Source organism: Pseudomonas sp. GW460-12-10-14-TSB1 (assembly GCF_017349775.1).
In the GTDB taxonomy this organism is placed as follows: Bacteria; Pseudomonadota; Gammaproteobacteria; order Pseudomonadales; family Pseudomonadaceae; genus Aquipseudomonas; species Aquipseudomonas piscium.
The window spans coordinates 1-22,707 of record NZ_JACNAC010000077.1; the positions used below are offsets into that span (position 1 = coordinate 1).

Sequence of the window (22,707 nt, forward strand, 5' to 3'; positions counted from 1 at the left end):
TGTCCATCCGTCGCTTCAGGTACTTCAGCGCTGCATCCTGGCAACGGAGCGCTGACTATCGCTGGGGCGAGGGTGCGTGGCAAGCCTGAATGGGCGCCGGCTGGCGCCCCGGGAATGGCCGGCCTTGGCTCAGTTGGGCTGGCGCTGTTTCAGCGCCGCATCCTGGGCATTGAAGGTGCGCGCCGCGGCGGCCACTTCCTTGCGCACGATGGTCTTGCCAATCGGCGCCAGGGCGATGCCCGCCAGCTTCAGGTGCTGGATGCCGAAGGGAATGCCGATGATGGTGATAAAGCACAGCAGCGCCGACATCACATGCCCCAGCGCCAGCCAGATACCACCGAACACGAACCAGAGCACGTTACCGATCACCCCCAGGCCGCTGGTGCCGATATCGTCCTTGTTGTTCAGCTCGCGACGGCTGATCGCCTCCTTGCCGAACGGAAAGAACGAGAACGCGCCGATCACGAAACAGGCCCGGCCCCAGGGAATGCCGACGATGCTGATAAAGGCCAGGATGCCCCACAGCCACCAGCACAGGCCCATGAAAATGCCGCCGAGGATAAACCAGAGAAAATTGCCGATGGCGCTCATGTGAAGCTTCCTTGTTTGAACCGTGAAGGGTGTCGAACAGGCCCCGATTCGAGGCCCGTGCAGGTATAGACGCTTATTCCTTGCGCCGAGTCAGACCGGAGACGATCGCCACCAGCAACAGGCTGATGCCCCAGCCGATGAGGGTTTCGAGCCAGATCAGAAGACGGATGCCGTGGCCCCATTCAAGGTTCTTGAGTTCATCCCAATAGCTTGGGAAAGGCGTCGGTGTGATCGGACCCCAGTCCTTTTCCTGTTGCAGGTCGACCAACGACAGCAGGATGTCCAGCGAGTAGGCGCCGGGGCTGAAGCCCGTGTACTCGCCGCGAAGGGCCTTGCAGGTGTACCAGTTGCCGATATCGGCCGGGCGCTCGGCAGCGGGGTGCTGTCGTTGCCAGGCTTCGCCATATTCAGGGGGGCAACTGGCGTAGGCCTCGTTCTGGAATACCAGTGGGTTGCTGGGGGCGAAGACCTTGTGTTCGACGGCGGCGTACCAGTAGACACTGGTGCACACCAGCCAGGTGCCGAAGAACCAGGCGAGCAGGCGCATGGGGCGGTAGCCGAAGCCGGTGAAAAGGCCGTAGAGCGAATGCAGGCCCAAGGCTGGCAGGCGGTACAGCCACCTCAGGCTGCGAGGAATGCCTGCGGGTGCCTGGCCGATCAGGCCGACTTTGCGCAAGCGTTTTTCGAACGCAATACCTACTTCGCGAGCTTCCTCTGCATGGCCCATTTCCTCGAGGACGTGCTGAAGGTGACGCCAGGGTTGCGGGCGGAATTTGCTGGCCGAACCTTTGAGTCCGTCAGCCCCGGTATTTGCAGGTATCTGCCGATCGAGCCAGTCAATGCGTTCCTGGGCTCTCAAGGGAGCCTCGGTTGTCAGGAAGTTGTAAGTGAATCCATTGAGGCCAATTCCCTTGCCCCAAGTACGCGCGTCATCGTGAAGGGTACCCACGCGGGAGCCGCTGAAGGCTGCATTATCAAGAGGGGCGATCAGTCCTGTCATGTTCAGAACACCCTCGATATGGGCGTTTTGAGCAATAAGTGTTTCTCCGTCCTCTCCTTTGTTCTTCCTTTCGAAATGAGCTTCTTTGAGGCTGAACTGTCCTGTGATACGGGCCCCTGAAAATCTTACGGATCCCTGGGAATGAAAACCTGTAGTGAGAAAAACAGTCCCTTGTACCGTGATGCTATCAGCGCTCAGCGCAAACGCATTTGTTGCCTTGAATGTACAGTCACGGCAATTGAGCTGCCCTTTGATTTCTGCCCCGATCAGACAGACCTCGCCTAATGCGATGAATTTTTCTTCGAAATGGATACTGCGAACGACCAAGCTGTCCGCTATCAAGGCATAACTGCCTTGGCCATCCAGGTTACTGCCGCGCAGCAGCAAGGAGCCGCCAATCTTGGCCTTCTGTAAAGTCATGCTGCCCTTGGCGACCAGATGGTCCAGGCACATTGTTCCTGAGACCGTAAGCAAATCGGCCTTGAGACTTTTGCAGCTGCTGTAAGCAAGGTTGATGGTGCCTTGTACCGATGCGCCCCTCAGGCTCAGGTTCTGCAAGCAGCAATGGTTTAGCGCGATGCTCGTGTCTACCCGGCTTTCTCTCAGCTCCAGATCGCCTTCGACATAAGCCCCCTTCAGCATCACCCCGAGTTCATGGACGGGGTTCAGATCGTCACCACCCAGAATCAGAAAGCGCAGGAAGCCCGCTCGAACGGTATTGCTTGGTGTGGCATCTGTAGGGCGCTGCGTCGAAATTTCGGTCATCCCTCCCAACGCTGCGTGCTTGAGAAGAAGTTGTTCAGCAGGCTTTAAAGGCAAAAAATCCGCTAACGAACGCCCATGAGGAACGGCCATCGATTTACTCCTTCACGCTGCTGAAAAGAGCGGTTGCAGGTGTCTTTAACGACCCTGAGAACAAGGGGCTGATGCTGTGACCAGCAAGGTGGGACGAAGCGCAAAGCGCGAGCAAGGAACGCATAAAAACATCCATGTAAGATCGCCGACCGGCAAAAAAGTGGCGCTATGCTATCGGCTTGCCGCCCCTGACAAAAGCACAAACCCTGGTTTCCCCCAGGAGTAACTGCCTGATGCTTCTACAGATTGGTGGCGACCGGTCGATATGGCGGCCCGGGACGTTGCCGGGTCGAGCACTAAATAGTGCGCGCCTCAATCGTTAGTGAAATGACGCATTGAACCCAGCACCCCCGCACGACTTACCCCTTTACCCGAGAGTTTCGAACAAATGGAATTGAGCCTGTTGTCCAGTCCATCCCGTCTCATCGTGCCCCGGCCGACGCTGCCGTTGATCCTGGCCAGCCTGTTGTCCCTGGCCGGTTGCCAGACGCCAAAAAGTGCCGCGCCGGCCCCTCAGGCCGCGGCAGAGGCATCGCTACAGCAGAATGCCCAGGCATTCAGCGATCAGTTCAGGGCCTTGATGGTGCGCAATGCCTTTGCCGCCAACAGCCAGGCGTGGGTAGGGACGGTGGATCTGGTGGTGAAGATCAATCGCCGGAACGAGCTGAGTAGTTGCGAGATCCGCCCCAATGCCCACCGGGCCCCGGTCCCGGTCCTGGAAAGCCTGGCCAGGCAAGTGTGCTGGGACAGCCTGTTCCCCGAGGTGCCGGTCGAAATGTACGGACCCGAGGGGGAGATGGTGATTGTCGCGCCGCTGGTATTTCCGGCCCTCGACGAGTCCGAACCTGAGCGTCAGTGGCGAGCGCGGACGGTCCAGGCCTATGCGCAAAGCCGCTTCTTCTGGACGCAGGCCCTGGGCAAGCAGCCTGTCGACAGCATTGGCAAGGCCCATGTGCGCTTTGTCGCCAATGCCCAGGGGCAGGTGCAGGAGTGCCTGGTGAACCTCGATCCGGTTGGCGAACGGCGGGACGCTTTCAAGCTGGACAGCGACCTGCAGGCGCGCCTGACCGCGCAGTGCAAGCAGATGAACCTGCGGCAGATGCCCGGCTTCAAGGTGGGCGACAAGGGGCTGGCGCGGGGCAGCGTGCTGGTCGAATACGCGCCGTGGAAAGGCGGTCCGCAACACAACTGACAGTCGTGCTCCGGACCTGGGGGGCTCTCAGGGATCGACCTGTGCCATCAGTTCCGGGATCGATTCCGGGCGCTTGGCGTAACGCTGGGCCAGCACCGCGCAGACCATCAGCTGGATCTGGTGGAACAGCATCAGCGGCAGGATCAGCACGCCCATGGTGCTGCCGGCGAACAGCACCTGGGCCATGGGTACGCCGGTGGCCAGGCTCTTCTTCGAACCGCAGAACAGGATGGTGATGCGGTCTTCCTGGTTGAAGCCGAAGAGCTTGCTCAGCAGGCTGGAGGCCAGCAGCGCCAACGCCAGCAGCACGCCGCAGGCCAGCACCAGCCCGGCCAGGTTCCACAACGGGATCTGGTGCCAGATGCCTTCGTTCACCGCCTCGCTGAAAGCGCCGTAGACCACCAGCAGGATCGAACCCTGATCGACGAATTTCAGCCAGTTCTTGTTGCGACCCACCCAGGCGCCGATCCAGCGGCGGGCGATTTGCCCGGCGATGAAGGGCAGCAGCAATTGCACGCTGATCTTGACGATGGCATCCACCGTCGAGCCAGCATCGCCGTGCACATTCAGCAGTAGGGTCACCAGCAGCGGCGTGAGGAAGATCCCGAACAGGCTGGACGCCGCGGCGCTGCAGATCGCCGCCGGCACATTGCCCCGCGCCAGGGAGGTGAAGGCAATCGCCGACTGCACGGTGGCGGGCAGGGCGCAGAGGTAAAGCATGCCCAGGTACAACTCGTTGCCGATCAGCGGCGACAGCAGCGGCTTGAGCGCCAGCCCGAGGATCGGGAACAACACGAAGGTCAGGCTGAAGATCAGCAGATGCAGGCGCCAATGGCCGGCCCCGGCGATGATCGCCTCGCGCGACAGCTTGGCGCCGTGGAGGAAAAACAGCAGGGCGATGGCGGCATTGGTCAGCCAGCCGAAGCCTAGCGCCACCTGGCCGCTGGCCGGCAGGAAGCTGGCCAGCAGCACCACGCCGATCAGGGTCAGGGTGAAATTGTCGGGCAAAAGACGTGAGCGACTCATAACGGGATCATCCAGGGGTTGCCAGGGCGGTGGAGCGACTCTAACGTGATGACGGACTGCCGACTAACGCCAATGAGCCAGTAAATGCCGCCTAAAGGACATGAAAAGATCGTCCGCCGCAGTATTCCCGGTCTGCCGAGCCTGCCGCGACCGGTGTACGGGCGCACCGAATCCCTGCCCAATCGGGCGCTGACCCGGCGCCACAGCCACCCCTGGGTGCAATTGTCCTACGCCATCCAGGGCGTGCTGGAAGTGCAGACCAGCGCCGGGCGTTTCATCGCCCCGCCGCAGCGGGCGGTGTGGATCCCGGCCGGTATGCCGCACAAGGTGTTCAGCTCGCCGAGCACCGAAATGCGCAGCCTCTACCTGGATTGCAGGGTCACCGCCTGGGCCGGCGCGACCTGCCAGGTGCTGGCGGTGAGCAGCCTGCTGCGCGAATTGATCCGCGCCTTCAGCGAGCTGCCGGTGGAATACGCCGAAGACGGCGCCGACGGCCGCCTGGCCCAGGTTCTGCTGGACCAACTGGCCGCCGCGCCGCAACTGGACCTGATGCTGCCGCTGCCTCAGGACCCGCGCCTGCGGCAGATCTACCGCAGCCTGCAAGCGCACCCGGACCAGCCGACCACCCTGGGGCAGTGGAGCGAAAAGCTGGGGGTGACGGAGAAAACCCTGAGCCGCCTGTTCCTGCGGGATACCGGCCTGACCTTCCGCGCCTGGCGCCAACGCCTGCGCCTGCTGGGCGCCCTGACGCCCCTGGAGCAAGGCGAGCGGGTGACGGACGTGGCGCTGGCCTGCGGCTATGACTCGACCTCGGCTTTTATCGCGGCGTTCCGCCAACAGTTCGATGCGACGCCTGGGGAGTTTTTCCGCTAGTGCTCGTTCCCTGATACTTCTCGTCTGCTCTCAAGATACTTGTCTGCATAAAGGTGCTATTTTGAGTGCTCTTAACAGCACTCGTGAGAGCACTCCATGACCCATGTCCTTCTGTCCAACGTCGTTGCGAGCATTTCCGAGCTAAAGAAAAACCCCATGGGCACCGTTGCGGCCGGTGGCGGTTCCTCCGTGGCTATCCTCAATCGCAACGAACCGGCGTTTTACTGCGTTCCGGCCAAGGAATACGAAGCCATGATGGAGCGCCTGGAGGATATGGAACTGCTCGCCTTGTGCCGTGAGCGAGAGAATGATCCGACCATCAAGGTTTCGCTCGATGACCTATGAGCTGGAGTTCTCCGAGAAAGCCTGGAAGGAATGGCAAAAGCTGGGCCCCACGCTGAAAGAGCAATTCAAGAAGAAGCTGCAGGAACGACTCGTCAACCCCCATGTCCCGGCCGATCGCCTGAGCGGTTTGGGCAATGCCTACAAAATCAAACTGCGCACGGCTGGATACCGCCTGGTGTATCGGGTGGTGGATGAGGTGTTGGTGGTAACGGTCATTGCCGTGGGCAAGCGGGAGCGGGGAAGTGTTTATCAGCAAGCCGGGAAACGTTAGCCGGCCAGGAGACGCTCGAGATGCAGCCCAGACTGTTTGTGATGGCCAGTGGTTATCTATGTCTGGAGTTCGATACGTATGGCAGCGAACTCAGGCGCTCGGTGTGCACCTATCTGGTGGATGGATTGGGGTTCGGGCGCTGCGGTGAGGTCGTCGATGGCTGGGACGAGGGTATCGCTCAGTCTTTTTGCCTGGGTGAAGTGGTGCTTGAGGCCGGGTGGAGTCATTGGGCAGATGGGGATTACCTGCAATCGGTTTCCCCTGCGGGCGATGAATTGTTACGGCGGCTTTTTGCGGCGATTGGGCCTGATCTTTGGTTTCGACCTCTGTAGCGGCTGCCGCACCCTCGATCCTGGATGCGGCGCCTGTTCACCCAATGGGCGGCCACCGACGGTTTACCAATACCTGCTTTAAGCCAACGTCAGTCGCTCAGCCCTGGCCGGCGCAGCCACGGCCAGCGGCGCAAAGCTATGGGCCTGGGCCATGTTCCACATGCGCGCATAGAACTCCGAGCTGATCGGCCGTTGCAGCAGCTCGCCCGGTTCGAGGAACACGTGGATCTGCGAGAACAGCCGCACTTCAGTGGTGGTCATGCGCCGTACCAGGTGCTTGGCCTGCAACTGCGCCGGGTGGTCGAGGCCGGCGGCGCTGAGCATTTCGCCGAGGGCGACCAGGGTATTGCGGTGGAAGTTGTGCACCCGTTCGGCCTTGTCCGTGACCTGCAGCGCTTTCTGGCGCAGTGGGTCCTGGGTGGCGACGCCGGTGGGGCATTTGTTGGTGTGGCAGCTTTGCGACTGGATGCAGCCGATGGCGAACATGAAACCGCGCGCGGCATTGACCCAGTCGGCGCCGATGGTCAGCACGCTGGCGATGTCGAAAGCACTGACGACCTTGCCGCTGGCGCCGAGCTTGATCTGCGAACGCAGGCCGGCGCCGACCAGGGTGTTATGGACGAACAGCAGGCCCTCGCGCATGGGCATGCCGATGTTGTCGGTGAACTCCCGAGGCGCGGCGCCGGTGCCGCCTTCCTTGCCGTCGACCACGATAAAGTCCGGCTGGATGCCGGTCTCGAGCATGGCCTTGACGATGGCCATGAACTCCCAGGGATGCCCCACGCAGAACTTGAAGCCCACCGGCTTGCCGCCGGACAGGTTGCGCAGCTTGACGATGAATTCCAGCAACTGGATAGGCGTGCTGAACTGCGAATGCCGCGCCGGCGACACACAGTCATGGCCCATCTGCACGCCACGGGTCTGGGCGATTTCGGCGGTGACCTTGTGCTTGGGCAGGATGCCGCCATGGCCGGGCTTGGCGCCCTGGCTGAGTTTGATCTCGATCATCTTCACCTGCGGATGGCTGGCCTGCTCGGAGAAGCGCTGGGCATCGAAATGGCCGTCCAGGGTGCGGCAACCGAAGTAGCCGCTGCCGATTTCCCAGATCAGGTCGCCGGCGAATTCCTGGTGATAGGGGCTGATGCTGCCTTCCCCGGTGTCGTGGGCGAAGCCGCCGAGCCGGGCGCCTTTGTTCAGGGCGCGGATAGCGTTGGCGCTCAGCGCGCCGAAGCTCATGGCCGAGATGTTGAACACCGAGGCGCTGTAGGGCTGCAGGCAGTCCGGCCCGCCGACCACCACGCGGAACTGGCTGGGGTCACAGGCATCGCCCGGGACCATGGAATGGCTGATGAACTCGAAGCCGGGCTGATAGACATCGGCCAGGGTGCCAAAGGCCTTTTCCGCGGGCTGGTTCTTGGCGCGGGCGTAGACCATCGAACGCTGCGAGCGGGAGAAGGGCAGCTTTTCGTCGTCGCCCTCCAGCAGGTACTGGCGGATCTCCGGGCGAATCGACTCGATCAGGTAGCGGATATTGCCGATGATCGGGTAGTTGCGGCGCACGGCATGGTGGCTTTGCAGCAAGTCGTTGAGGCCGACCAGGCTGAGCACCCCGGCCAGGACGATCAGCCCCTGGCCCCAGAGGCTGGCGGGCCAATACAACAGGCCGAATACACTAATGACAAGGCAGAGGGTCAGGGTCGCGTAGCGACTCAACAGCGATATTTTCATGATCTTTCCTTGGGCAAATCGCAAGACAGGGGTTCAGGCAGGCAAGCAGGGCGGGCTCAGTCCGAGTTGCGGATCTGCCGATAGCGCTCCTGCAGCTCCTGGCGCTGCTGCTTGCGCAGCAAGCCCTGGGCATAGCGGCGTTTTTCGATGGCGGTTTCCGGCACGAAGGCGCGCACCGGGTGCGGGCGCCCGTCGGGGTCGACGGCGACCATGGTGAAGTAGCAACTGTTGGTATGGCGCACCGTGCGCTCGTGGATGTTCTCGGTCATCACCTTGACCCCGACCTCCATCGAGGTGCGCCCGGTGTAATTGACCGAGGCCAGGAAGGTCACCAGTTCGCCGACATGGATCGGCTCCTTGAAGATCACCTGATCCACCGACAGCGTGACCACATAGCGCCCGGCATAGCGCTTGGCGCAGGCGAAGGCCACCTCGTCGAGCAGCTTGAGCAGGGCGCCGCCATGCACGTTGCCGGAGAAATTGGCTTTGTCGGGCGTCATGAGCACGCTCATGCTCAGTTGATAACTGCCTGGTTCCATGGGTGACCTCATCAGTAATCGATGCTGTCCGGATAGGCAGGCTAGAGCCCCGCGGACAGCATTTGGCTGGAGACCGGAGGGTAATAAGAAGTCTTGATAGTTAGCTAGCTATCTTTTGCAATGAGCTGTTGTGGGGATTGCAATAATGAGTGGGGAGGGGGCGATACCTAGCGCTTGTCATTCACCGTTGAGCGGGGAATTGAAGTTGTCTGAGGGATAGGGATCAGAATTTTGAGAATGGCCTTAAGGCCTGGAGCGTCGGCCTTCAAAAGGCTGTTTCGTTGGTTGGAGGAGCCTGCGATAGAGGGGCTGTAGCCGCTGCCGCAGGCTGCGATCAGGCGCTTGCCCGCCAAACCTGATCCACGATTTGAATGATGGGGCGCTACGGTAGCGACTGTTTCTTTGCATGACACCGACCTGTAGGAGCGCGCTTGCTCGCGATAGCGTCCGTGCTGGCGCTGCCGTTTTTGGACGGTGTCACAGGTAGCCAAAGAAATTGAATGCAGGATCAATAATGATAGCGACGGATTGCTTGCTCAAGACGGAAATCCGTCTTCGGAGGATTGTCCACGAGCCGCGCAACAATGAAGAGCTTATCGACATCATCGATCATGTGTCGCATGTAACAGTTGACCATTCGATAGCGTTCTATGGAGAAATAGGTGTTCATTATTTTGATTTTTTCGTCCATATCACCGTCATCACCTACGGCGCCACTACCTGGTCCGAAAACATTGTGGCTTTCAAACAGTAGGTAGCCACCCGGCTTTAGAAACGACACCAGGCGCTTCATGTAGTTTTCAAACCCCATATTGAGGTTGCCATCAATGGTGTGATGATTGGAAAACGACAGAACTACATCAAATTTTTTATCTGTGGCAAATACCGAAAAATCGCTTTCTATAAACTCTATATTGTCGCGCTTCAAATAACGCGCGGTATCCTTCGCCACTTTATTGAGAAAAGGGTTGAGTTCGACGGCTGTCACGGATTTCGCCAGTCGCGAACAATATACTGAGACAAAGCCGCAGTTGCTGCCGATGTCCAGTACGTCAGCGCCCTTCAATTCTTCATCAATGGCGTATTGCTTGAACCGAAAACCCGTAGGCTTCAGGCCTGTGATTCCCAGTTCTTCCAAGCCCTGATAGAAATATCCTTGGCTGTATTGTTGCTTCTTTGGCCAGTTCTTCTGCTGCTCCTTCAAATGCCCTCGCAAACGCTTCTGGATGAAAAGCGTGCCTTTGAAGAGCCCCTTCCAGAAATCAAAAAATGAAAGTCTGATGCTGTATGGAATTTCCATTGATAACCCTGAAATAAGACGTCGATACTGGTGGTCCTTGCATACTATCGGCCGCAGATGGGTTCACATTAGGCGTTCAGCCTTAACAAAAGCGTGGTCATCACGACCAACCTCAGCTTCTCGGAATGGTCGAGTGTATTTGACGACGCCAAGATGACCACGGCGTTGCTGGATCGGCTGACACACCACTGTACCCACGCTTTCGGTTTGGGCACCTTTGGACCTCGTGGGCTTTTGGCTATCTGCTTAGGCTGGATATTTCGAGCGAGGGCTAACAGGCGCTGAGCCAAGCCTTTCAGGGGGATGACGGGTAAATGTTCTGACGGCAAAGCGATCTGCCGGCCCTCATAACCACGTCTGATCTGTAACGCCAAATGTGATCACTGCTTCTGTAGGAGCGAGGCTTGCCCGCGATGGCATCTGTTCTGGCGCTGCATTTTTTGGACGGGTACATATCCATTCCTGCGGTCACGGCCACTTATGGTTCCGCCCTTACGGCGGGTCACTTTTGGCAAACGCCCCAAAAGTAACCAAAAGGTCTCGCCCCACCATTCGGTGCCTCGCCTAGGCTCGGCATGCCCTCACTCCGGTCCTGCTCCGGGGGCCGCCGCCATCGGCCATCCCTGGCCGAGGGCGGCTACCTCGGCATCCCTGCCGAGGTGCCCCCTGCGCAAGACCTGCGTTTGGCCTCTGGGAAAGGGGCGGGCAGATCAAGGGCAAGATCAAAAGCCAAAGCCAAAGCCAAAGCCAAAGCCAAAGCACAGCAAGAGCAAAGGCCAAGGCGGTTCGGTTAAGGCTCTGGCAGATCCATCGCCCGTTGTTCAACCACGTGCAACACATCGCATCCGTCCTGCAACAACAAGGTTGCCACGCTGGAGAAGCGCATCAGGTCGAGGTCGTCGGCGTTGCGGCTGGTCATGCCGGACACGCTGTCCAGCATGTCCCGGGCAGCACGGATGCGCAGGCCGGCGTAGGTCAGCAGGTCAAGCAAGGGGGCTTGAGGGTTGATAAAGGCGACGGGGTGGTTGGCGGTGTTGGAGGAGGTGAGAGGTTGGAAATCCATGACGGTGACGCTCCATGAAGGAATTTTAGGGTTTGCTCATGGAGATTCGGACGGCCAAATCCGGTCGCAGTGTTGGGAGCGACGAAACGGAATATAGGAGGCGTATAACGGGATAACAAGCCTGGAGGGCATGTTTACACCAGATACAGAAACGCCTTACACGAGCCGTCATTAATGGCTGAATAAATGGGTGTAGCAGCATTTATTTCAGGCCTGTTCTCTATCTCCTTGGTTCCAGATGTGTTGCCTATCCTCTGTTATCCCTCTCTTTCCCATGGCACACTCTTCGTGAGTTTTCCGTTGTTGTATATTTTTATCCGTTATAGCGGAATAAAAGCCTCCTGGAATGACGCGAAACACCTTTTTAGGAACGGCTTATTCTGCTCAACCTTCCCTTTACTTAGGAGAACACCCCATGAGCATCACTCGCTACGGCACCGGCAGCACCGCCGGCGGTGGCCAGCCCCGTCCTTTCGCTCGTGCCGTTGAGGCCGATGGTTGGTTGTATGTATCCGGTCAGGTACCGGCACTGGATGGCGAAATTATTCATGGCGGCATCGTCGAGCAGACGCATCAGACGATGCGCAATGTGGTGGCGATTCTGGAGGAGGCGGGGTACGGCCTGGAGGATGTGGTGCGGGTCGGGGTGTGGCTGGAAGATCCGCGGGATTTCTGGAGTTTCAACAAGGTGTTCGGTGAGTACTTCAAGCCGGAGCATGCGCCAGCCCGGGCCTGTGTGCAGGCGAATATGATGGTGGACTGCAAGGTCGAGATCGATTGCGTGGCCTACAAGAAGAAGGCCTGACCCGGATGCGCATGAAGGGGATTGCACCCAGATGACCGAAGACACCATCAAGCGCCGGGCCAAGGGGCTGGACCGGGCATTCGATATTCTCGATTTCCTCAAGGAGATCGGCCAGCCGTTGCGCCCCAACGATATCGCCAAGGGCATCGGCAGCCCCAAATCCACGGTGTACGAGCTGGTGGCGTCCTTGCTGGAGCGGCGGATTCTGGAGCCGGTGGGCCAGGACGGGCATGTGTACCTGGGGCGGCAGTTGTACTTCCTGGGGCAGGCCCATCTGCGGCATTTCGATCTGACCCGCGAGGCCGACTCGGCCTTGCAGGAGATCGTCAGCCAGACCCGCGAGACCGCGCAGATGTGCCTGCTCAACGGGCGCAAATACACGGTGGCGCTGATGAAGGAGGGCGAGCGGCATTTTCGCATTTCCTCGAATATCGGCGAGAACGCGCCGATTCCCTGGACCGCTTCCGGGCGGCTGTTGTTGGGGCATTTGAGCGATGAGCAGATTGTCGAGTTGATTGACGAGCGCGACTTCATTCTCCCCGACGGGGAACGCCTGCCTTTGGCGACTTTCCTGAAGGAAATCCGCCAGGCCACGGAGGATGGTTTCTTTTCCTTCGACAGCGTGGCCGACACCTTTACCCATTGCTTCGCCGCCCCGGTGCGGGACGAGCGCGGGGTGTGCATCTGCACCCTGTGCATCGTCGCGCCACGGGCCGATGCCCAGAACAATTACGCTGACTACCGCCGGGTGCTGATCGACAGCGCGAATCGCCTGGCCCGTCGCATCAACGACTAGCGTCAGCCCCAATGGCTGCACTGTAAGGAGTTCGAATATGTCTTCTGTATTGACCAACGCAGCGGTGGAAAAGGGCGCTGCCCAACCTGGCGTCAGCCTGGTGCGCGATGTCAGCCTGCCGGCCCTGGTGCTGCACCGCGCGGCGCTGGAACACAACATTCGCTGGATGCAGAAGTTCGTCAGCGACAGCGGCGCCGAGCTGGCGCCCCATGGCAAGACCAGCATGACCCCGGCACTGTTCCGTCGGCAGTTGGAGGCGGGCGCCTGGGGCATCACCCTGGCCACCGCGGTGCAGACCCGCGCGGCCTACGCCCACGGTGTACGCCGGGTGTTGATGGCCAACCAGCTGGTGGGTACGCCGAACATGGGGCTGATCGCTGAGCTGCTGGCCGACCCGGCCTTCGACTTCTATTGCATGGTCGATCATCCGGACAACGTCGCCGACCTCGGGCAGTTCTTCGCCGCGCGCGGGGTGCGCCTGAACGTGATGATCGAATACGGCGTGGTCGGCGGGCGTTGTGGTTGCCGCAGCGAGCAGGAAGTACTGGAACTGGCGAAGGCGATCCAGGCGCAGCCGGCCTTGGCCTTGTGCGGCATCGAGGGCTATGAGGGGGTGATCCATGGCGATCACGCCGTGACTGGCATTCGTGAGTTCGCCGCGTCCCTGGTGCGCCTGGCGGTGCAGTTGCAGGACGACGGGTTGTTCGCCATCGATAAGCCGATCATCACCGCGTCGGGGTCGGCCTGGTATGACCTGATCGCCGAATCCTTCGAGGCGCAGAACGCCCAGGGGCGTTTCCTCAGTGTGCTGCGGCCCGGCAGTTATGTGGCTCATGACCATGGCATCTACAAAGAGGCGCAGTGCTGCGTGCTCGACCGTCGCAGCGACCTGCACGAAGGCCTGCGCCCGGCACTGGAAGTCTGGGCCCATGTGCAGTCCTTGCCGGAGCCGGGGTTTGCGGTGATCGCCCTGGGCAAGCGCGACGTGGCTTATGACGCCGGCTTGCCGGTGCCGTTGCTGCGCTACAAGCCGGGCGTGGTGCCGGCCAAGGGCGATGATGTCAGTGCCTGCAAGGTCACGGCGGTGATGGACCAGCACGCGTTCATGACGGTGGCGCCGGGGGTTGAGTTGCGGGTGGGGGACATTATTTCTTTCGGTACTTCGCACCCGTGTTTGACCTTTGATAAGTGGCGTACCGGGTTGTTGGTGGATGAGCGGTTGGATGTGCTGGAGAGCATGGAGACCTGCTTCTAGGGTGGGGCCTGGCACCTGCTGCGCAGGTGATCGCGGGCAAGCCTCGCTCCTACAAGGTTGGTGTTGATCGCCATGGTGTGTACGACTCCCCCTTGTAGGAGCGAGCGGGCGGCGATCCGACTTGCCCGCGATGACGTTCTCCCCAACAACAAAAAACTGTCAGAGACACCTCCACCATGAACACTTCCAACACCGGGAAACGCATCGCCCTGATCGGCGAATGCATGATCGAACTGCAACACCGCGCCGACGGCAGCCTGCAACAGAGCTTTGGCGGTGACACCCTGAATACTGCGGTGTACCTGGCCCGTGAATTGGGCGAGGGCGCCTGTGTCGACTATGTCACCGCCCTCGGTGACGACAGTTTCAGCGATGCGATGTGCCAGAGCTGGGCCGAGGAAGGCATCGGCCTGGGCATGGTCCAGCGCCTGCCGGGGCGTTTGCCCGGGCTGTACTGCATCCAGACCGACGCCAAGGGCGAGCGGCGTTTTCTTTACTGGCGCAACGAAGCGGCGGTGCGCGACTGTTTCACCACCCCCGCGGCCGAGCCGATTCTGGCGGCACTGCCGGCCTACGATGTGCTGTATTTCAGTGGCATCACCCTGGCGGTGCTGGGCGAGTTGGGGCGCAAGAAGCTGATCGAGACCTTGATCGAGGCGCGCCAGCGTGGGGCGTGGATCGTCTTCGACAATAACTATCGGCCACGGCTCTGGGCTTCGGTGGAACAGGCCCAGGCGGCTTATCGCCAGGTGCTGGCCTATGTCGATCTGGCGTTGCTGACCGTGGATGACGAGCTGGCGTTGTTCGGGTATGACGACAGTGCGGCGGTGTTCGCCGCTTACCCGGATACCGCGGAAGTGGTGCTCAAGCGTGGCGCCGAAGCGTGCCTGATCCGCTGTGGCGGCGAGTCGTTCGAGGTGCCGGCGCAGCGGGTGGAAAAGGTGGTGGATACCACGGCGGCGGGGGATTCGTTCAGCGCGGCGTATCTGGCATGTCGCTTGCGCGGCGGTAGCCCGGAGCAGGCGGCGGAAGCGGGGCATCGTTTGGCGAGCCGGGTGATTCAGGTGCCGGGGGCGTTGATCCCAAGAGCCTGATGCAATCCCTGTAGCCGCTGCCGCAGGCTGCGATCGACCGGAACGGTCGTGGCGTACTCAAGATCGCTGAAGGTCCTTCGGCCCTTATCGCAGCCTGCGGCAGCGGCTACAGGCGCAGTCGCGCGGCGGTCACGCGGGATGCGTCAATCGCGGTAGAACACCTGCACCAGGTGATAACCGAACTTGCTCTTGATCGGCCCGTGCACGGTGCGCAGGGGCTTCTTGAAGATCACTTGGTCGATGGCCCCGACCATCTGCCCCGGCCGTACTTCACCCAGGTCGCCGCCGCGTTTGCCGGAGGGGCAGGTGGAGTATTTCTTCGCCAGCACGTCGAAGGCTTCACCCTTGGCGATGCGCTGCTTGAGCTGTTCGGCCTCTTCGGCGGTTTTCACCAGGATGTGGCGGGCTTGGGCTTTCATGGGGCGGTTACCTTGGAACGGTGCGGACGGCGGTCGCGGATTATGCCTGAAATCAGCCCTGCTGGCCGATCATCTGACGAATCTTCTGGGCCAGCGCCTCGATGGAAAACGGCTTGGCGATCAGGTCCATGCCAGCGTCGAGAAAGCCCTGGCGCTCGGCGGCCTTTTCCGCGTAGCCGGTCATGAACAGGACCTTGAGCTGCGGCCGCTGCTGGCGGGCGATTTCCGCCAGTTGCCGGCCGTTCATGCCCGGCAGGCCGACATCGGTCACCAGCAGGTCGACGCGCCGCTCGGACTCCAGCAAGGGCAGCGCGCTCTTGGCGTCCTCGGCCTCGAAGGCGGTGTAGCCCAGCTCGCGCAGCACGTTGAGCACCAGCATGCGCACCGCCGGGTCGTCTTCCACCAGCATCACCGATTCGCCGGCCACCGCGTACGGCGCTTCGACGCTGGCCGGTGCCGGGCTGTCGGCCTGCACGGCGCTGTGCAGGCGCGGCAGGTACAGGCGCACGCAGGTGCCCTGGCCCGGTTCGCTGGTGATGGTCAGGTGGCCGCCGGATTGCTGGGCGAAGCCATAGATCATCGACAGCCCCAGGCCGGTGCCCTGGCCGATGGGCTTGGTGGTGAAGAACGGATCGAAGGCCTTGGCCAGCACCCGCGGGGTCATGCCGGCGCCGTTGTCGCTGACGCCGAGCATCACGTAGTCGCCGGCCTTGACCGGTTCCAGGGTGCCCAGGTCGCTGCCGTTGAGGTAGCTGTTGGCGGTCTCGATGGTCAGCACGCCGCCGTCGGGCATGGCGTCGCGGGCGTTGATCACCAGGTTGAGCAGGGCGTTTTCCAGCTGGCTGGCATCGCTGTTGATCGACCAGACGTTGTCGCCCAGGTTCATCTGCAGCTCGATATGTTCGCCCTTGGTGTGGTTGAACAGGTCGTGCAGCGAACGCACCAGCTGGTTCGGTTCCAGTGGCCGGCGGTCCAGCGACTGGCGCCGGGAAAACGCCAGCAGGCGATGGGTGAGGGCAGCGGCGCGCTTGGCCGAGGACATCGCGGCCTCGGTGAAACGGCCGATCTCGGCGCTGCGATTGTCGTCGATGTAGCGCTGCATCAGCTCCAGGCTGCCGATGATACCGGTGAGCATGTTGTTGAAGTCGTGGGCGATACCACCGGTGAGCTGGCCCACGGCTTCCATCTTCTGCGCATGGCGCAGGGCGTTTTCGGCGCGCTCGCGCTCGAACATCTCGCTCTGCAGGCGCTGGTTGGCGGCGGCCAGCGCCTGGGTGCGCTCGGCCACCCGTTCTTCCAGGGTTTCGTTGAGGTGGCGCAGGGCCTCCTCGGTCTGTCTGCGCTCGGTTTCGTCGATCACGAAGATGTAGAAGCCATTGATCGCGCCGTCGGCGCCGTAGCGCGGCAGGTACTTCATCAGCGCATGCCGCGTGCGCCCGTCGCGGTGCGGCGTCTTGGCTTCGAAGCTGCAGGGCTTGCCGGCCAGGGCGGCGGCGATCTTGTCGGCGCGGGTGGCGTAGAGGGCGTCGCCGATCACCTCGCGGATGGTCCGGCCGTACAGTTCCTGCGGGGTCAAGCCGTACCAGTCGAGGTAGGCGCTGTTGTTCAGGCGAAAGCGCTCTTCGTGGTCGACGTAGCCGATCAGCACCGGCATGGCGTTGATGATCAGCTGCAGCTCGGTCTGGCTCTGGCGCAGTGCCTGTTCCATCTGCTTGCGGTCGGTCAGGTCCAGGGCGGCGCCGAGGAAACGCACCGGCCGGCCGTGGTGATCCTTGTAGCAGCGCCCGCGGGCGAAGACCCAGCGGATCTGGCCGTCGGGCTGTTGCAGGCGGTATTCCTCGGCGTACTCGGTGCCGTGGGTGATGCAGTGCTTGATGCTGCGCGCCACCATGCCGCGGTCTTCCGGGTGCACGCCCTTGAGGTATTCGCTGATGGGCAGTTGCCCGGCCAGGGCCGGGTCGATGCTGTGCAGTTGGGCGAAGTGGGCGTCGGCGATGAAACGGTCGTCGCCGATGTCCCAGTCCCAGGTGCCGACGGCGTCGGTCGCCGCCAGTGCCAGTTGCAGGCGCTCTTCGGTTTCGTGCTGGGCCTTGAGGCTGGCCGCCGAGCGCTGCTCCAGTTCCAGGGCGATGCGCCGGCGCTCGTTGGTTTCGATGCTGGTGACCAGGATTCCGGCGACCTCGCCGCTTTCGTCGCGGATCGGGCTGTAGGTCAGGTCCAGCCAGACCTCCGACTCACGGCCGTGGCGCTGCAGGGTGAAGGGTTTTTCGCTGAAGGTGCGTACCTGGCCTTGCAGCACGGCGCTGTAGATCGGTGCGGCGAAGTCCTTGAGTTCCGGCCAGGTCAGGTGGGCCGACTGGCCGAAGGCGCCGGGGTGCTTGTTGCCGGCCAGCAGGGCGAAGCCGTCGTTGTAGATCTGCGTCAGCTGCGCGCCCCACAACAGCAGCATCGGCATCGGCGAGTGGATCACGATGTCCACCGCGGTGCGCAGGCTCTGCGGCCAGTGGTCGACCGCGCCCAGCGGCGTGGCGGCCCAGTCCAGCCGGGCAATCAGGGTTTCGGCTTCGCTGCCGGAGGTGGGGGCGTTCATGTCGGGGGTGTCCTGAGCGTGCATCACGCCGGCATTGTAGCCGCTGCCGCAGGCTGCGATCGACGGCGTAGCCGGCGCAAGGGTGGTATCCGCGATCCGTCAGGCAGACTGCGTCGCCAGGTTTGCGGCCCCTGCGGGGCCGATCGCAGCCTGCGGCAGCGGCTACAGGGGCAGCGATTTCCGCGGATGGCCCGTTTCGCGGGGGGGTGGAATTTGTGTTGAGCACGTCCGGCCTCATCGCGGGCAAGCCTCGCTCCTACAGGGGGAGTCGTACACACCATGGCGATCAACACGCGCTTCTGTAGGAGCGAGGCTTGCCCGCGATAGGGCCCTCAAGGCCTAGCTGCGCAATTCCACCCGATCGCGAAACTGCTCCAGCGCCTCGGGGTTGGCCAGGGCATCGGTGTTTTTCACCGGCAGCCCGTGCACCACGTTGCGCACCGCCAGTTCGACGATCTTGCCGCTGATGGTCCGGGGAATGTCGCTGACCGCGAGGATCTTCGCCGGCACGTGGCGGGGCGTGGTGTTGGCGCGGATCACCTGGCGGATCTGCTCCTGCAGGGCATCGTCCAGTCGCACGCCGTCCTGCAGGCGCACGAACAGCACCACCCGCACGTCGTTGTCCCATTGCTGACCGATGGCCAGGCTTTCCAGGACCTGCTCGAGTTTCTCCACCTGGCGGTAGATCTCCGCGGTGCCGATGCGCACGCCGCCGGGGTTGAGCACGGCGTCCGAGCGGCCGTGAATCAGCCAGCTGCCATGGGCCAGTTGCTCGGCGTAGTCGCCCTGGGCCCAGACCCCGGGGAACTGGCTGAAGTAGGAGGCGCGCAGCTTCTCGTGCCGCGGGTCGTGCCACAGGCCGATGGGCATGGCCGGGAAGTGCCGGGTGCAGACCAGTTCGCCCTTTTCGCCGATCACCGCCTGGCCCTGGTCGTTCCACACCTCCACGGCCATGCCCAGGCCCTTGCCCTGCATTTCGCCGCGGTGCACCGGCAACAGCGCGTTACCGATGATGAAGCAGGAAATGATATCGGTGCCGCCGGACATCGAGGCCAGGCACAGGTCCTGTTTGAACGCCCGGTACACGTAGTCGAAGCTCTGCGGCGACAGCGGCGAGCCGGTGCTGAGCAGGGTCTTGAGGCTGGCCAGGGAATGGCTTTGGCGTGGCTCGATGCCAGCCTTTTCCAGGGCCACCAGGTACTTGGGGCTGGTGCCGAAGACGCTGATACCTTCCTGGTCGATCAGGTCGATCAAGTGTTCGGGCGCCGGGTGGAACGGCGAGCCGTCGTACAGCAGCACCGTGGCGCCCACCGCCAGAGCGGAGGCCAGCCAGTTCCACATCATCCAGCCGCAGGTGGTGTAGTAGAACAGCACTTCGCCTGCGTGCAGGTCGGTGTGCAGGCCGTGCTCCTTGAGGTGCTGCAACAGCACGCCACCGGTGCTGTGGATGATGCACTTGGGCACGCCGGTGGTGCCGCTGGAATAGAGGATGTACAGCGGATGGGCGAAGGGCACGGCGACGAACTGAGGCTCGCCGCCGGGGCGATAGAACTCATCCCACAGCGCGACCCTGGCCGAGGTGCGGAAGTCTTCGGTGCGAGCTTCAGGCTGGGCGTAAGGCACGATGATCAGCTGTTGCAGGGATGGCAGGCGTTCGAGGATTTCGTTGACCTTGGCCGTCTGGTCGATCTGTTTGCCGGCGTAGCGGTAGCCGGCGCAGGTGATCAGCACCTTGGGTTCGATCTGGCCGAAGCGGTCGATCACCCCCTGGGTGCCGAAGTCCGGCGAGGAGCTGGACCAGACGGCCCCGAGACTGGTGGTGGCGAGCATGCCCACCAGGGTCTGCCAGGTATTGGGCATGCAGGCGGCGACCCGGTCGCCGAGGCCGACGCCGGCGGCCCGCAGGCTCTGTTGCAGGCCGGCGACATGGGCCGCCAGCTGGTTGTAGGTCAGCTGTTCGCGCTGGCCGTTCTCGTTGATCGCCACCACCGCGACGCCATCGTCACGGCGCTTGAGCAGGTGTTCGGCGAAGTTCAGGGTGGCGTCGGGAAACCACTGGGCGGCGGGCATGCTGCTGCCTTCGATCAGCACCGCGCTGGGGGGCGCATGGAACTCGACATCGAAGAAATCGACTATGGCCTGCCAGAAGGCTTCGCGCTGCTCGATGCTCCATTGGTGCAGGGCCGGGTAGTCGTCGATGTCCAGGTCATAACGGTGATTGATCAAGCGCCGGAAGGCTTCCATGCGGGTCTTGCTGATGCGCTCGGCACTGGGTTGCCAGAGTAATTCGGACATGGGTGGCCTCTTGTTTTTCTGGTGCACACACAAAGCTGTTCCAACTCTGTAGCCGCTGCCGCAGGCTGCGATCGACCGGAACGGTCGTGGCGGTCTCAGGTTGCGGAGGTCCTTCGGACCTATCGCAGCCTTCGGCAGCAGCTACAGGGATCGCGTTTACTGCGCCAGCCAGCCGCCGTCGATATTCCACGCTGCGCCACGCACCTGGCTGCCGGCCTCACTGCACAAGAATAGGACCAACTCGCCCAACTGCGAAGGCGTGACGAACTCCAGGGACGGCTGTTTTTCCGCCAGCAGGTCGTGCTGCGCCTGTTGCGGGTCGACCCCTGCGGCGGCGCGGTCGTCGATCTGTTTCTGCACCAGCGGGGTCAGGACCCAGCCCGGGCAGATGGCGTTGCAGGTGACGTTACTGGTGGCGGTCTCCAGGCCGACCACCTTGGTCAGGCCGATCACCCCGTGCTTGGCCGCCACATAGGCGGCCTTGCCCACGGAGCCGACCTGGCCATGCACCGAGGCGATGTTGACGATCCGCCCCCAGCCCTTGGCGCGCATGCCCGGCAGGCTCAGGCGGGTGCTGTGGAACACCGACGACAGGTTGATGGCGATGATCGAGTCCCAGCGCTCCACCGGGAATTCTTCCACCGCCGCCACATGCTGGATGCCGGCGTTGTTGACCAGGATGTCGACGCCGCCGAACTCGCGCTCGGCGTAGGCGAGCATATCGGCGATCTGCGCCGGGTCGCTGACGTCGGCCGGGTGATGGCCGACCTTGCCGCCGCGGTCTTTGTTGAGGCGCGCGACCTCGGCGATCACCGTCGAGGCGTCGCCGAAGCCGTTGAGGATCAGGTTGGCGCCGGCCTTGGCCAGGCTCAGGGCTATCCCTAGGCCGATGCCGCTGGTGGAGCCGGTGACGAGGGCGGTCTTGCCCGCAAGATTGCTCATGAATACCTCACACAATGCCGGTGGCGTAGAAAGTGGCGATCACGACGAAGACGGCCAGGGTCTTGATCAGCGTAATGCAGAAAATGTCCTTGTAGGCTTGGCGGTGGGTCAGGCCGGTGACCGCCAGCAGGGTGATCACCGCGCCGTTGTGCGGCAGGGTGTCCATGCCGCCGCTGGCCATGGCGGCCACGCGGTGCAGCACTTCCAGGGGGATGTTGGCGGCGTGGGCGGCGCTGATGAAGGTCTCCGACATGGCCGCCAGGGCGATGCTCATGCCGCCCGAGGCGGAGCCGGTGATGCCGGCCAGCAGGGTCACGGTGATGGCTTCGTTGACCAGCGGGTTGGGGATGCTTTTCAGCCAGTCCGACAGCACCAGGAAGCCCGGCAGGGAGGCGATCACCGCGCCGAAGCCGTATTCCGAAGCGGTGTTCATCGCCGCCAGCAGGGCACCGCTGACCGCGCTCTTGCTGCCCTCGGCGAGCTTGCCGCGAATGGCCGAGAAGCCGCAAACCAGGACCACGATGATGCCCACCAGCAAGGCGGCCTGGACCGCCCAGATGGCAGTGAGCTTAGTGACATCGGTCTGCACCGGGGCGGCCATGCCGGCCAGGGCCAGGCTGTGGGTCTTGCCGTACCACAGGGGAATCCAGTGGGTGAACAGCAGGTTCATCAGGCCCACCAGCAACAGTGGCGACAGGGCGATCCAGGGGTTGGGCAGCTGCAGATCGGCGGCGGTTTCCGGCTCGTTGCGCAGGTCGCTGCCGTAGCCTTCACCGGCCTTGTGCGCCTTGTTGCGCTGGCGCTGCAGGAACAGCATGCCGGCGCAGAACACGAAAATGGTACCGATCACCCCCAGCCAGGGCGCGGCCCAGGCGGTGGTGTTGAAGAAGGTGCTGGGGATGATGTTCTGGATCTGCGGGGTGCCGGGCAGGGCATCCATGGTGAAGGAGAACGCACCGAGGGCGATGGTCGCCGGGATCAGGCGCTTGGGGATATTGCTCTGGCGGAACATCTCGGCGGCGAACGGATAGACCGCGAACACCACCACGAACAGCGAGACGCCGCCGTAGGTCAGCAGGGCGCAGACCAGCACGATCACCAGCATCGCCTGGCGGGTGCCGAGCAGGCGGATGGCCGCCGCGACGATGGAGCGGGAGAAGCCCGACAGCTCGATCAGCTTGCCGAACACCGCGCCGAGCAGGAATACCGGGAAGTAGAGTTTGATGAAGCCGACCATCTTCTCCATGAACACACCGGTGAAGGCGGGCGCCACGGCGGACGGGTCGGTGAGCAGGACGGCGCCGAGGGCGGCGATGGGGGCAAAGAGGATAACGCTGTAGCCACGGTAAGCAGCCAACATCAGCAGCGCGAGGGCTGCCAGGGCAATGATCACACT

The 22,707-nt window shown here is 62.4% G+C and carries 21 protein-coding genes and 2 pseudogenes; 10 read left to right on the plus strand and 13 right to left on the minus strand.

Features of this window, described 5'->3' with window-relative positions:
• Positions 1 to 129 precede the first annotated feature (129 nt).
• Together J4D52_RS28210 and J4D52_RS28215 are read right to left on the minus strand one after the other, a co-directional pair.
• Positions 130 to 591, minus strand: a complete 462-nt coding sequence (locus tag J4D52_RS28210) for a YccF domain-containing protein (RefSeq protein WP_097304085.1) — start codon at positions 589 to 591, stop codon at positions 130 to 132.
• Between the two features lie 73 nt (positions 592 to 664).
• Positions 665 to 2,446, minus strand: a complete 1,782-nt coding sequence (locus J4D52_RS28215; RefSeq protein ID WP_102678120.1) for a hypothetical protein — start codon at positions 2,444 to 2,446, stop codon at positions 665 to 667.
• A gap of 403 nt (positions 2,447 to 2,849) precedes the next feature.
• On the opposite strand from J4D52_RS28215, the gene J4D52_RS28220 reads away from it, so the two are divergent.
• Positions 2,850 to 3,638, plus strand: a complete 789-nt coding sequence (locus J4D52_RS28220; protein WP_146018024.1) for a hypothetical protein — start codon at positions 2,850 to 2,852, stop codon at positions 3,636 to 3,638.
• Between the two features lie 27 nt (positions 3,639 to 3,665).
• Here J4D52_RS28220 and J4D52_RS28225 read toward each other — a convergent pair whose 3' ends face one another.
• Positions 3,666 to 4,664: a bile acid:sodium symporter family protein gene (locus J4D52_RS28225; protein ID WP_102678122.1), complete on the minus strand. Its 999-nt coding sequence runs from the start codon at positions 4,662 to 4,664 to the stop codon at positions 3,666 to 3,668.
• A gap of 84 nt (positions 4,665 to 4,748) precedes the next feature.
• On the opposite strand from J4D52_RS28225, the gene J4D52_RS28230 reads away from it, so the two are divergent.
• The 4 genes from J4D52_RS28230 (at position 4,749) to J4D52_RS28245 (ending at position 6,485) form a co-directional block, all read left to right on the plus strand.
• Complete coding sequence (locus J4D52_RS28230; RefSeq protein ID WP_025804442.1) at positions 4,749 to 5,537, plus strand: helix-turn-helix transcriptional regulator; 789 nt, start codon at positions 4,749 to 4,751, stop codon at positions 5,535 to 5,537.
• Between the two features lie 96 nt (positions 5,538 to 5,633).
• On the plus strand, positions 5,634 to 5,882 hold the full coding sequence (locus tag J4D52_RS28235) for a type II toxin-antitoxin system Phd/YefM family antitoxin (RefSeq protein ID WP_009044432.1): 249 nt from the start codon (positions 5,634 to 5,636) through the stop codon (positions 5,880 to 5,882).
• The gene (locus J4D52_RS28240) at positions 5,872 to 6,153 is read left to right on the plus strand and encodes a type II toxin-antitoxin system RelE/ParE family toxin (RefSeq protein WP_025804441.1); all 282 of its coding nucleotides are present in this window, start codon (positions 5,872 to 5,874) and stop codon (positions 6,151 to 6,153) included. Before J4D52_RS28235 ends, J4D52_RS28240 begins: the two co-directional genes overlap by 11 nt.
• Before the next feature lie 20 nt (positions 6,154 to 6,173).
• Complete coding sequence (locus J4D52_RS28245; protein ID WP_102678123.1) at positions 6,174 to 6,485, plus strand: hypothetical protein; 312 nt, start codon at positions 6,174 to 6,176, stop codon at positions 6,483 to 6,485.
• Between the two features lie 78 nt (positions 6,486 to 6,563).
• Here the strand turns inward: J4D52_RS28245 and J4D52_RS28250 are convergent, their stop codons facing one another.
• The 3 genes from J4D52_RS28250 to J4D52_RS28260 all read right to left on the minus strand — a co-directional run bounded on the left by J4D52_RS28250 (position 6,564) and on the right by J4D52_RS28260 (position 10,052).
• A complete protein-coding gene (locus J4D52_RS28250) occupies positions 6,564 to 8,213 on the minus strand; it encodes an FMN-binding glutamate synthase family protein (RefSeq protein ID WP_102678124.1) in 1,650 nt (549 codons plus the stop codon).
• Positions 8,214 to 8,269: 56 nt separating this feature from the next.
• Positions 8,270 to 8,752: an acyl-CoA thioesterase gene (locus J4D52_RS28255; RefSeq protein WP_097304075.1), complete on the minus strand. Its 483-nt coding sequence runs from the start codon at positions 8,750 to 8,752 to the stop codon at positions 8,270 to 8,272.
• 508 nt (positions 8,753 to 9,260) lie between these two features.
• Positions 9,261 to 10,052 (minus strand): bifunctional 2-polyprenyl-6-hydroxyphenol methylase/3-demethylubiquinol 3-O-methyltransferase UbiG, encoded by a 792-nt coding sequence (locus tag J4D52_RS28260; protein WP_053279766.1) that lies wholly within the window; start codon positions 10,050 to 10,052, stop codon positions 9,261 to 9,263.
• A 90-nt stretch (positions 10,053 to 10,142) separates the two neighbouring features.
• Between J4D52_RS28260 and J4D52_RS28265 the strand changes: the two are divergent.
• Positions 10,143 to 10,244: pseudogene (locus J4D52_RS28265) on the plus strand (ATP-binding protein); the annotation flags it as partial.
• Here the strand turns inward: J4D52_RS28265 and J4D52_RS28270 are convergent.
• A pseudogene (locus J4D52_RS28270) lies at positions 10,241 to 10,429 on the minus strand (IS4 family transposase); the annotation flags it as partial. The pseudogenes J4D52_RS28265 and J4D52_RS28270 overlap by 4 nt on opposite strands.
• A 413-nt stretch (positions 10,430 to 10,842) precedes the next feature.
• Positions 10,843 to 11,115 carry a hypothetical protein gene (locus J4D52_RS28275; protein WP_102678125.1) on the minus strand — a complete coding sequence of 91 codons (273 nt, stop codon included), beginning with the start codon at positions 11,113 to 11,115 and terminating at the stop codon, positions 10,843 to 10,845.
• A 415-nt stretch (positions 11,116 to 11,530) separates the two neighbouring features.
• Here J4D52_RS28275 and J4D52_RS28280 point away from each other — a divergent pair, with 415 nt between their 5' ends.
• The 4 genes from J4D52_RS28280 to J4D52_RS28295 all read left to right on the plus strand — a co-directional run bounded on the left by J4D52_RS28280 (position 11,531) and on the right by J4D52_RS28295 (position 15,065).
• Positions 11,531 to 11,920: a RidA family protein gene (locus J4D52_RS28280; protein WP_025810081.1), complete on the plus strand. Its 390-nt coding sequence runs from the start codon at positions 11,531 to 11,533 to the stop codon at positions 11,918 to 11,920.
• Between the two features lie 31 nt (positions 11,921 to 11,951).
• Positions 11,952 to 12,716, plus strand: a complete 765-nt coding sequence (locus J4D52_RS28285) for an IclR family transcriptional regulator (RefSeq protein WP_097304071.1) — start codon at positions 11,952 to 11,954, stop codon at positions 12,714 to 12,716.
• Positions 12,717 to 12,753: 37 nt separating this feature from the next.
• A complete protein-coding gene (locus J4D52_RS28290; RefSeq protein ID WP_102678126.1) occupies positions 12,754 to 13,971 on the plus strand; it encodes an amino acid deaminase in 1,218 nt (405 codons plus the stop codon).
• A 176-nt stretch (positions 13,972 to 14,147) separates the two neighbouring features.
• Complete coding sequence (locus J4D52_RS28295) at positions 14,148 to 15,065, plus strand: sugar kinase (protein ID WP_102678127.1); 918 nt, start codon at positions 14,148 to 14,150, stop codon at positions 15,063 to 15,065.
• A 143-nt stretch (positions 15,066 to 15,208) separates the two neighbouring features.
• Here the strand turns inward: J4D52_RS28295 and J4D52_RS28300 are convergent, their stop codons facing one another.
• From J4D52_RS28300 to J4D52_RS28320, 5 genes are all read right to left on the minus strand, one after another.
• A complete protein-coding gene (locus tag J4D52_RS28300) occupies positions 15,209 to 15,484 on the minus strand; it encodes a peptidylprolyl isomerase (protein ID WP_007932676.1) in 276 nt (91 codons plus the stop codon).
• Positions 15,485 to 15,536: 52 nt separating this feature from the next.
• Positions 15,537 to 18,074 carry a PAS domain-containing sensor histidine kinase gene (locus J4D52_RS28305; RefSeq protein WP_102678128.1) on the minus strand — a complete coding sequence of 846 codons (2,538 nt, stop codon included), beginning with the start codon at positions 18,072 to 18,074 and terminating at the stop codon, positions 15,537 to 15,539.
• A 339-nt stretch (positions 18,075 to 18,413) separates the two neighbouring features.
• Positions 18,414 to 20,369 (minus strand): acetoacetate--CoA ligase, encoded by a 1,956-nt coding sequence (locus J4D52_RS28310; protein WP_102678129.1) that lies wholly within the window; start codon positions 20,367 to 20,369, stop codon positions 18,414 to 18,416.
• A gap of 156 nt (positions 20,370 to 20,525) precedes the next feature.
• On the minus strand, positions 20,526 to 21,311 hold the full coding sequence (locus J4D52_RS28315; RefSeq protein ID WP_025810090.1) for a 3-hydroxybutyrate dehydrogenase: 786 nt from the start codon (positions 21,309 to 21,311) through the stop codon (positions 20,526 to 20,528).
• Positions 21,312 to 21,318: 7 nt separating this feature from the next.
• On the minus strand, positions 21,319 to 22,707 hold a 1,389-nt coding region (locus J4D52_RS28320), incomplete at its 5' end, for a GntP family permease (RefSeq protein WP_207272192.1).

Excerpts from the sequence above, each read along its gene's own strand:
- J4D52_RS28230 (WP_025804442.1), top strand. The coding sequence starts at position 4,749 with ATGCCGCCTAAAGGACATGAAAAGATCGTCCGCCGCAGTATTCCCGGT.
- J4D52_RS28250 (WP_102678124.1), bottom strand. The coding sequence starts at position 8,213 with ATGAAAATATCGCTGTTGAGTCGCTACGCGACCCTGACCCTCTGCCTT.
- J4D52_RS28255 (WP_097304075.1), bottom strand. The coding sequence starts at position 8,752 with ATGGAACCAGGCAGTTATCAACTGAGCATGAGCGTGCTCATGACGCCC.
- J4D52_RS28300 (WP_007932676.1), bottom strand. The coding sequence starts at position 15,484 with ATGAAAGCCCAAGCCCGCCACATCCTGGTGAAAACCGCCGAAGAGGCC.
- J4D52_RS28290 (WP_102678126.1), top strand. The coding sequence starts at position 12,754 with ATGTCTTCTGTATTGACCAACGCAGCGGTGGAAAAGGGCGCTGCCCAA.
- J4D52_RS28260 (WP_053279766.1), bottom strand. The coding sequence starts at position 10,052 with ATGGAAATTCCATACAGCATCAGACTTTCATTTTTTGATTTCTGGAAG.
- J4D52_RS28210 (WP_097304085.1), bottom strand. The coding sequence starts at position 591 with ATGAGCGCCATCGGCAATTTTCTCTGGTTTATCCTCGGCGGCATTTTC.
- J4D52_RS28240 (WP_025804441.1), top strand. The coding sequence starts at position 5,872 with ATGACCTATGAGCTGGAGTTCTCCGAGAAAGCCTGGAAGGAATGGCAA.
- J4D52_RS28305 (WP_102678128.1), bottom strand. The coding sequence starts at position 18,074 with ATGAACGCCCCCACCTCCGGCAGCGAAGCCGAAACCCTGATTGCCCGG.
- J4D52_RS28245 (WP_102678123.1), top strand. The coding sequence starts at position 6,174 with ATGCAGCCCAGACTGTTTGTGATGGCCAGTGGTTATCTATGTCTGGAG.
- J4D52_RS28295 (WP_102678127.1), top strand. The coding sequence starts at position 14,148 with ATGAACACTTCCAACACCGGGAAACGCATCGCCCTGATCGGCGAATGC.
- J4D52_RS28225 (WP_102678122.1), bottom strand. The coding sequence starts at position 4,664 with ATGAGTCGCTCACGTCTTTTGCCCGACAATTTCACCCTGACCCTGATC.
- J4D52_RS28315 (WP_025810090.1), bottom strand. The coding sequence starts at position 21,311 with ATGAGCAATCTTGCGGGCAAGACCGCCCTCGTCACCGGCTCCACCAGC.
- J4D52_RS28285 (WP_097304071.1), top strand. The coding sequence starts at position 11,952 with ATGACCGAAGACACCATCAAGCGCCGGGCCAAGGGGCTGGACCGGGCA.
- J4D52_RS28280 (WP_025810081.1), top strand. The coding sequence starts at position 11,531 with ATGAGCATCACTCGCTACGGCACCGGCAGCACCGCCGGCGGTGGCCAG.
- J4D52_RS28215 (WP_102678120.1), bottom strand. The coding sequence starts at position 2,446 with ATGGCCGTTCCTCATGGGCGTTCGTTAGCGGATTTTTTGCCTTTAAAG.
- J4D52_RS28310 (WP_102678129.1), bottom strand. The coding sequence starts at position 20,369 with ATGTCCGAATTACTCTGGCAACCCAGTGCCGAGCGCATCAGCAAGACC.
- J4D52_RS28275 (WP_102678125.1), bottom strand. The coding sequence starts at position 11,115 with ATGGATTTCCAACCTCTCACCTCCTCCAACACCGCCAACCACCCCGTC.
- J4D52_RS28235 (WP_009044432.1), top strand. The coding sequence starts at position 5,634 with ATGACCCATGTCCTTCTGTCCAACGTCGTTGCGAGCATTTCCGAGCTA.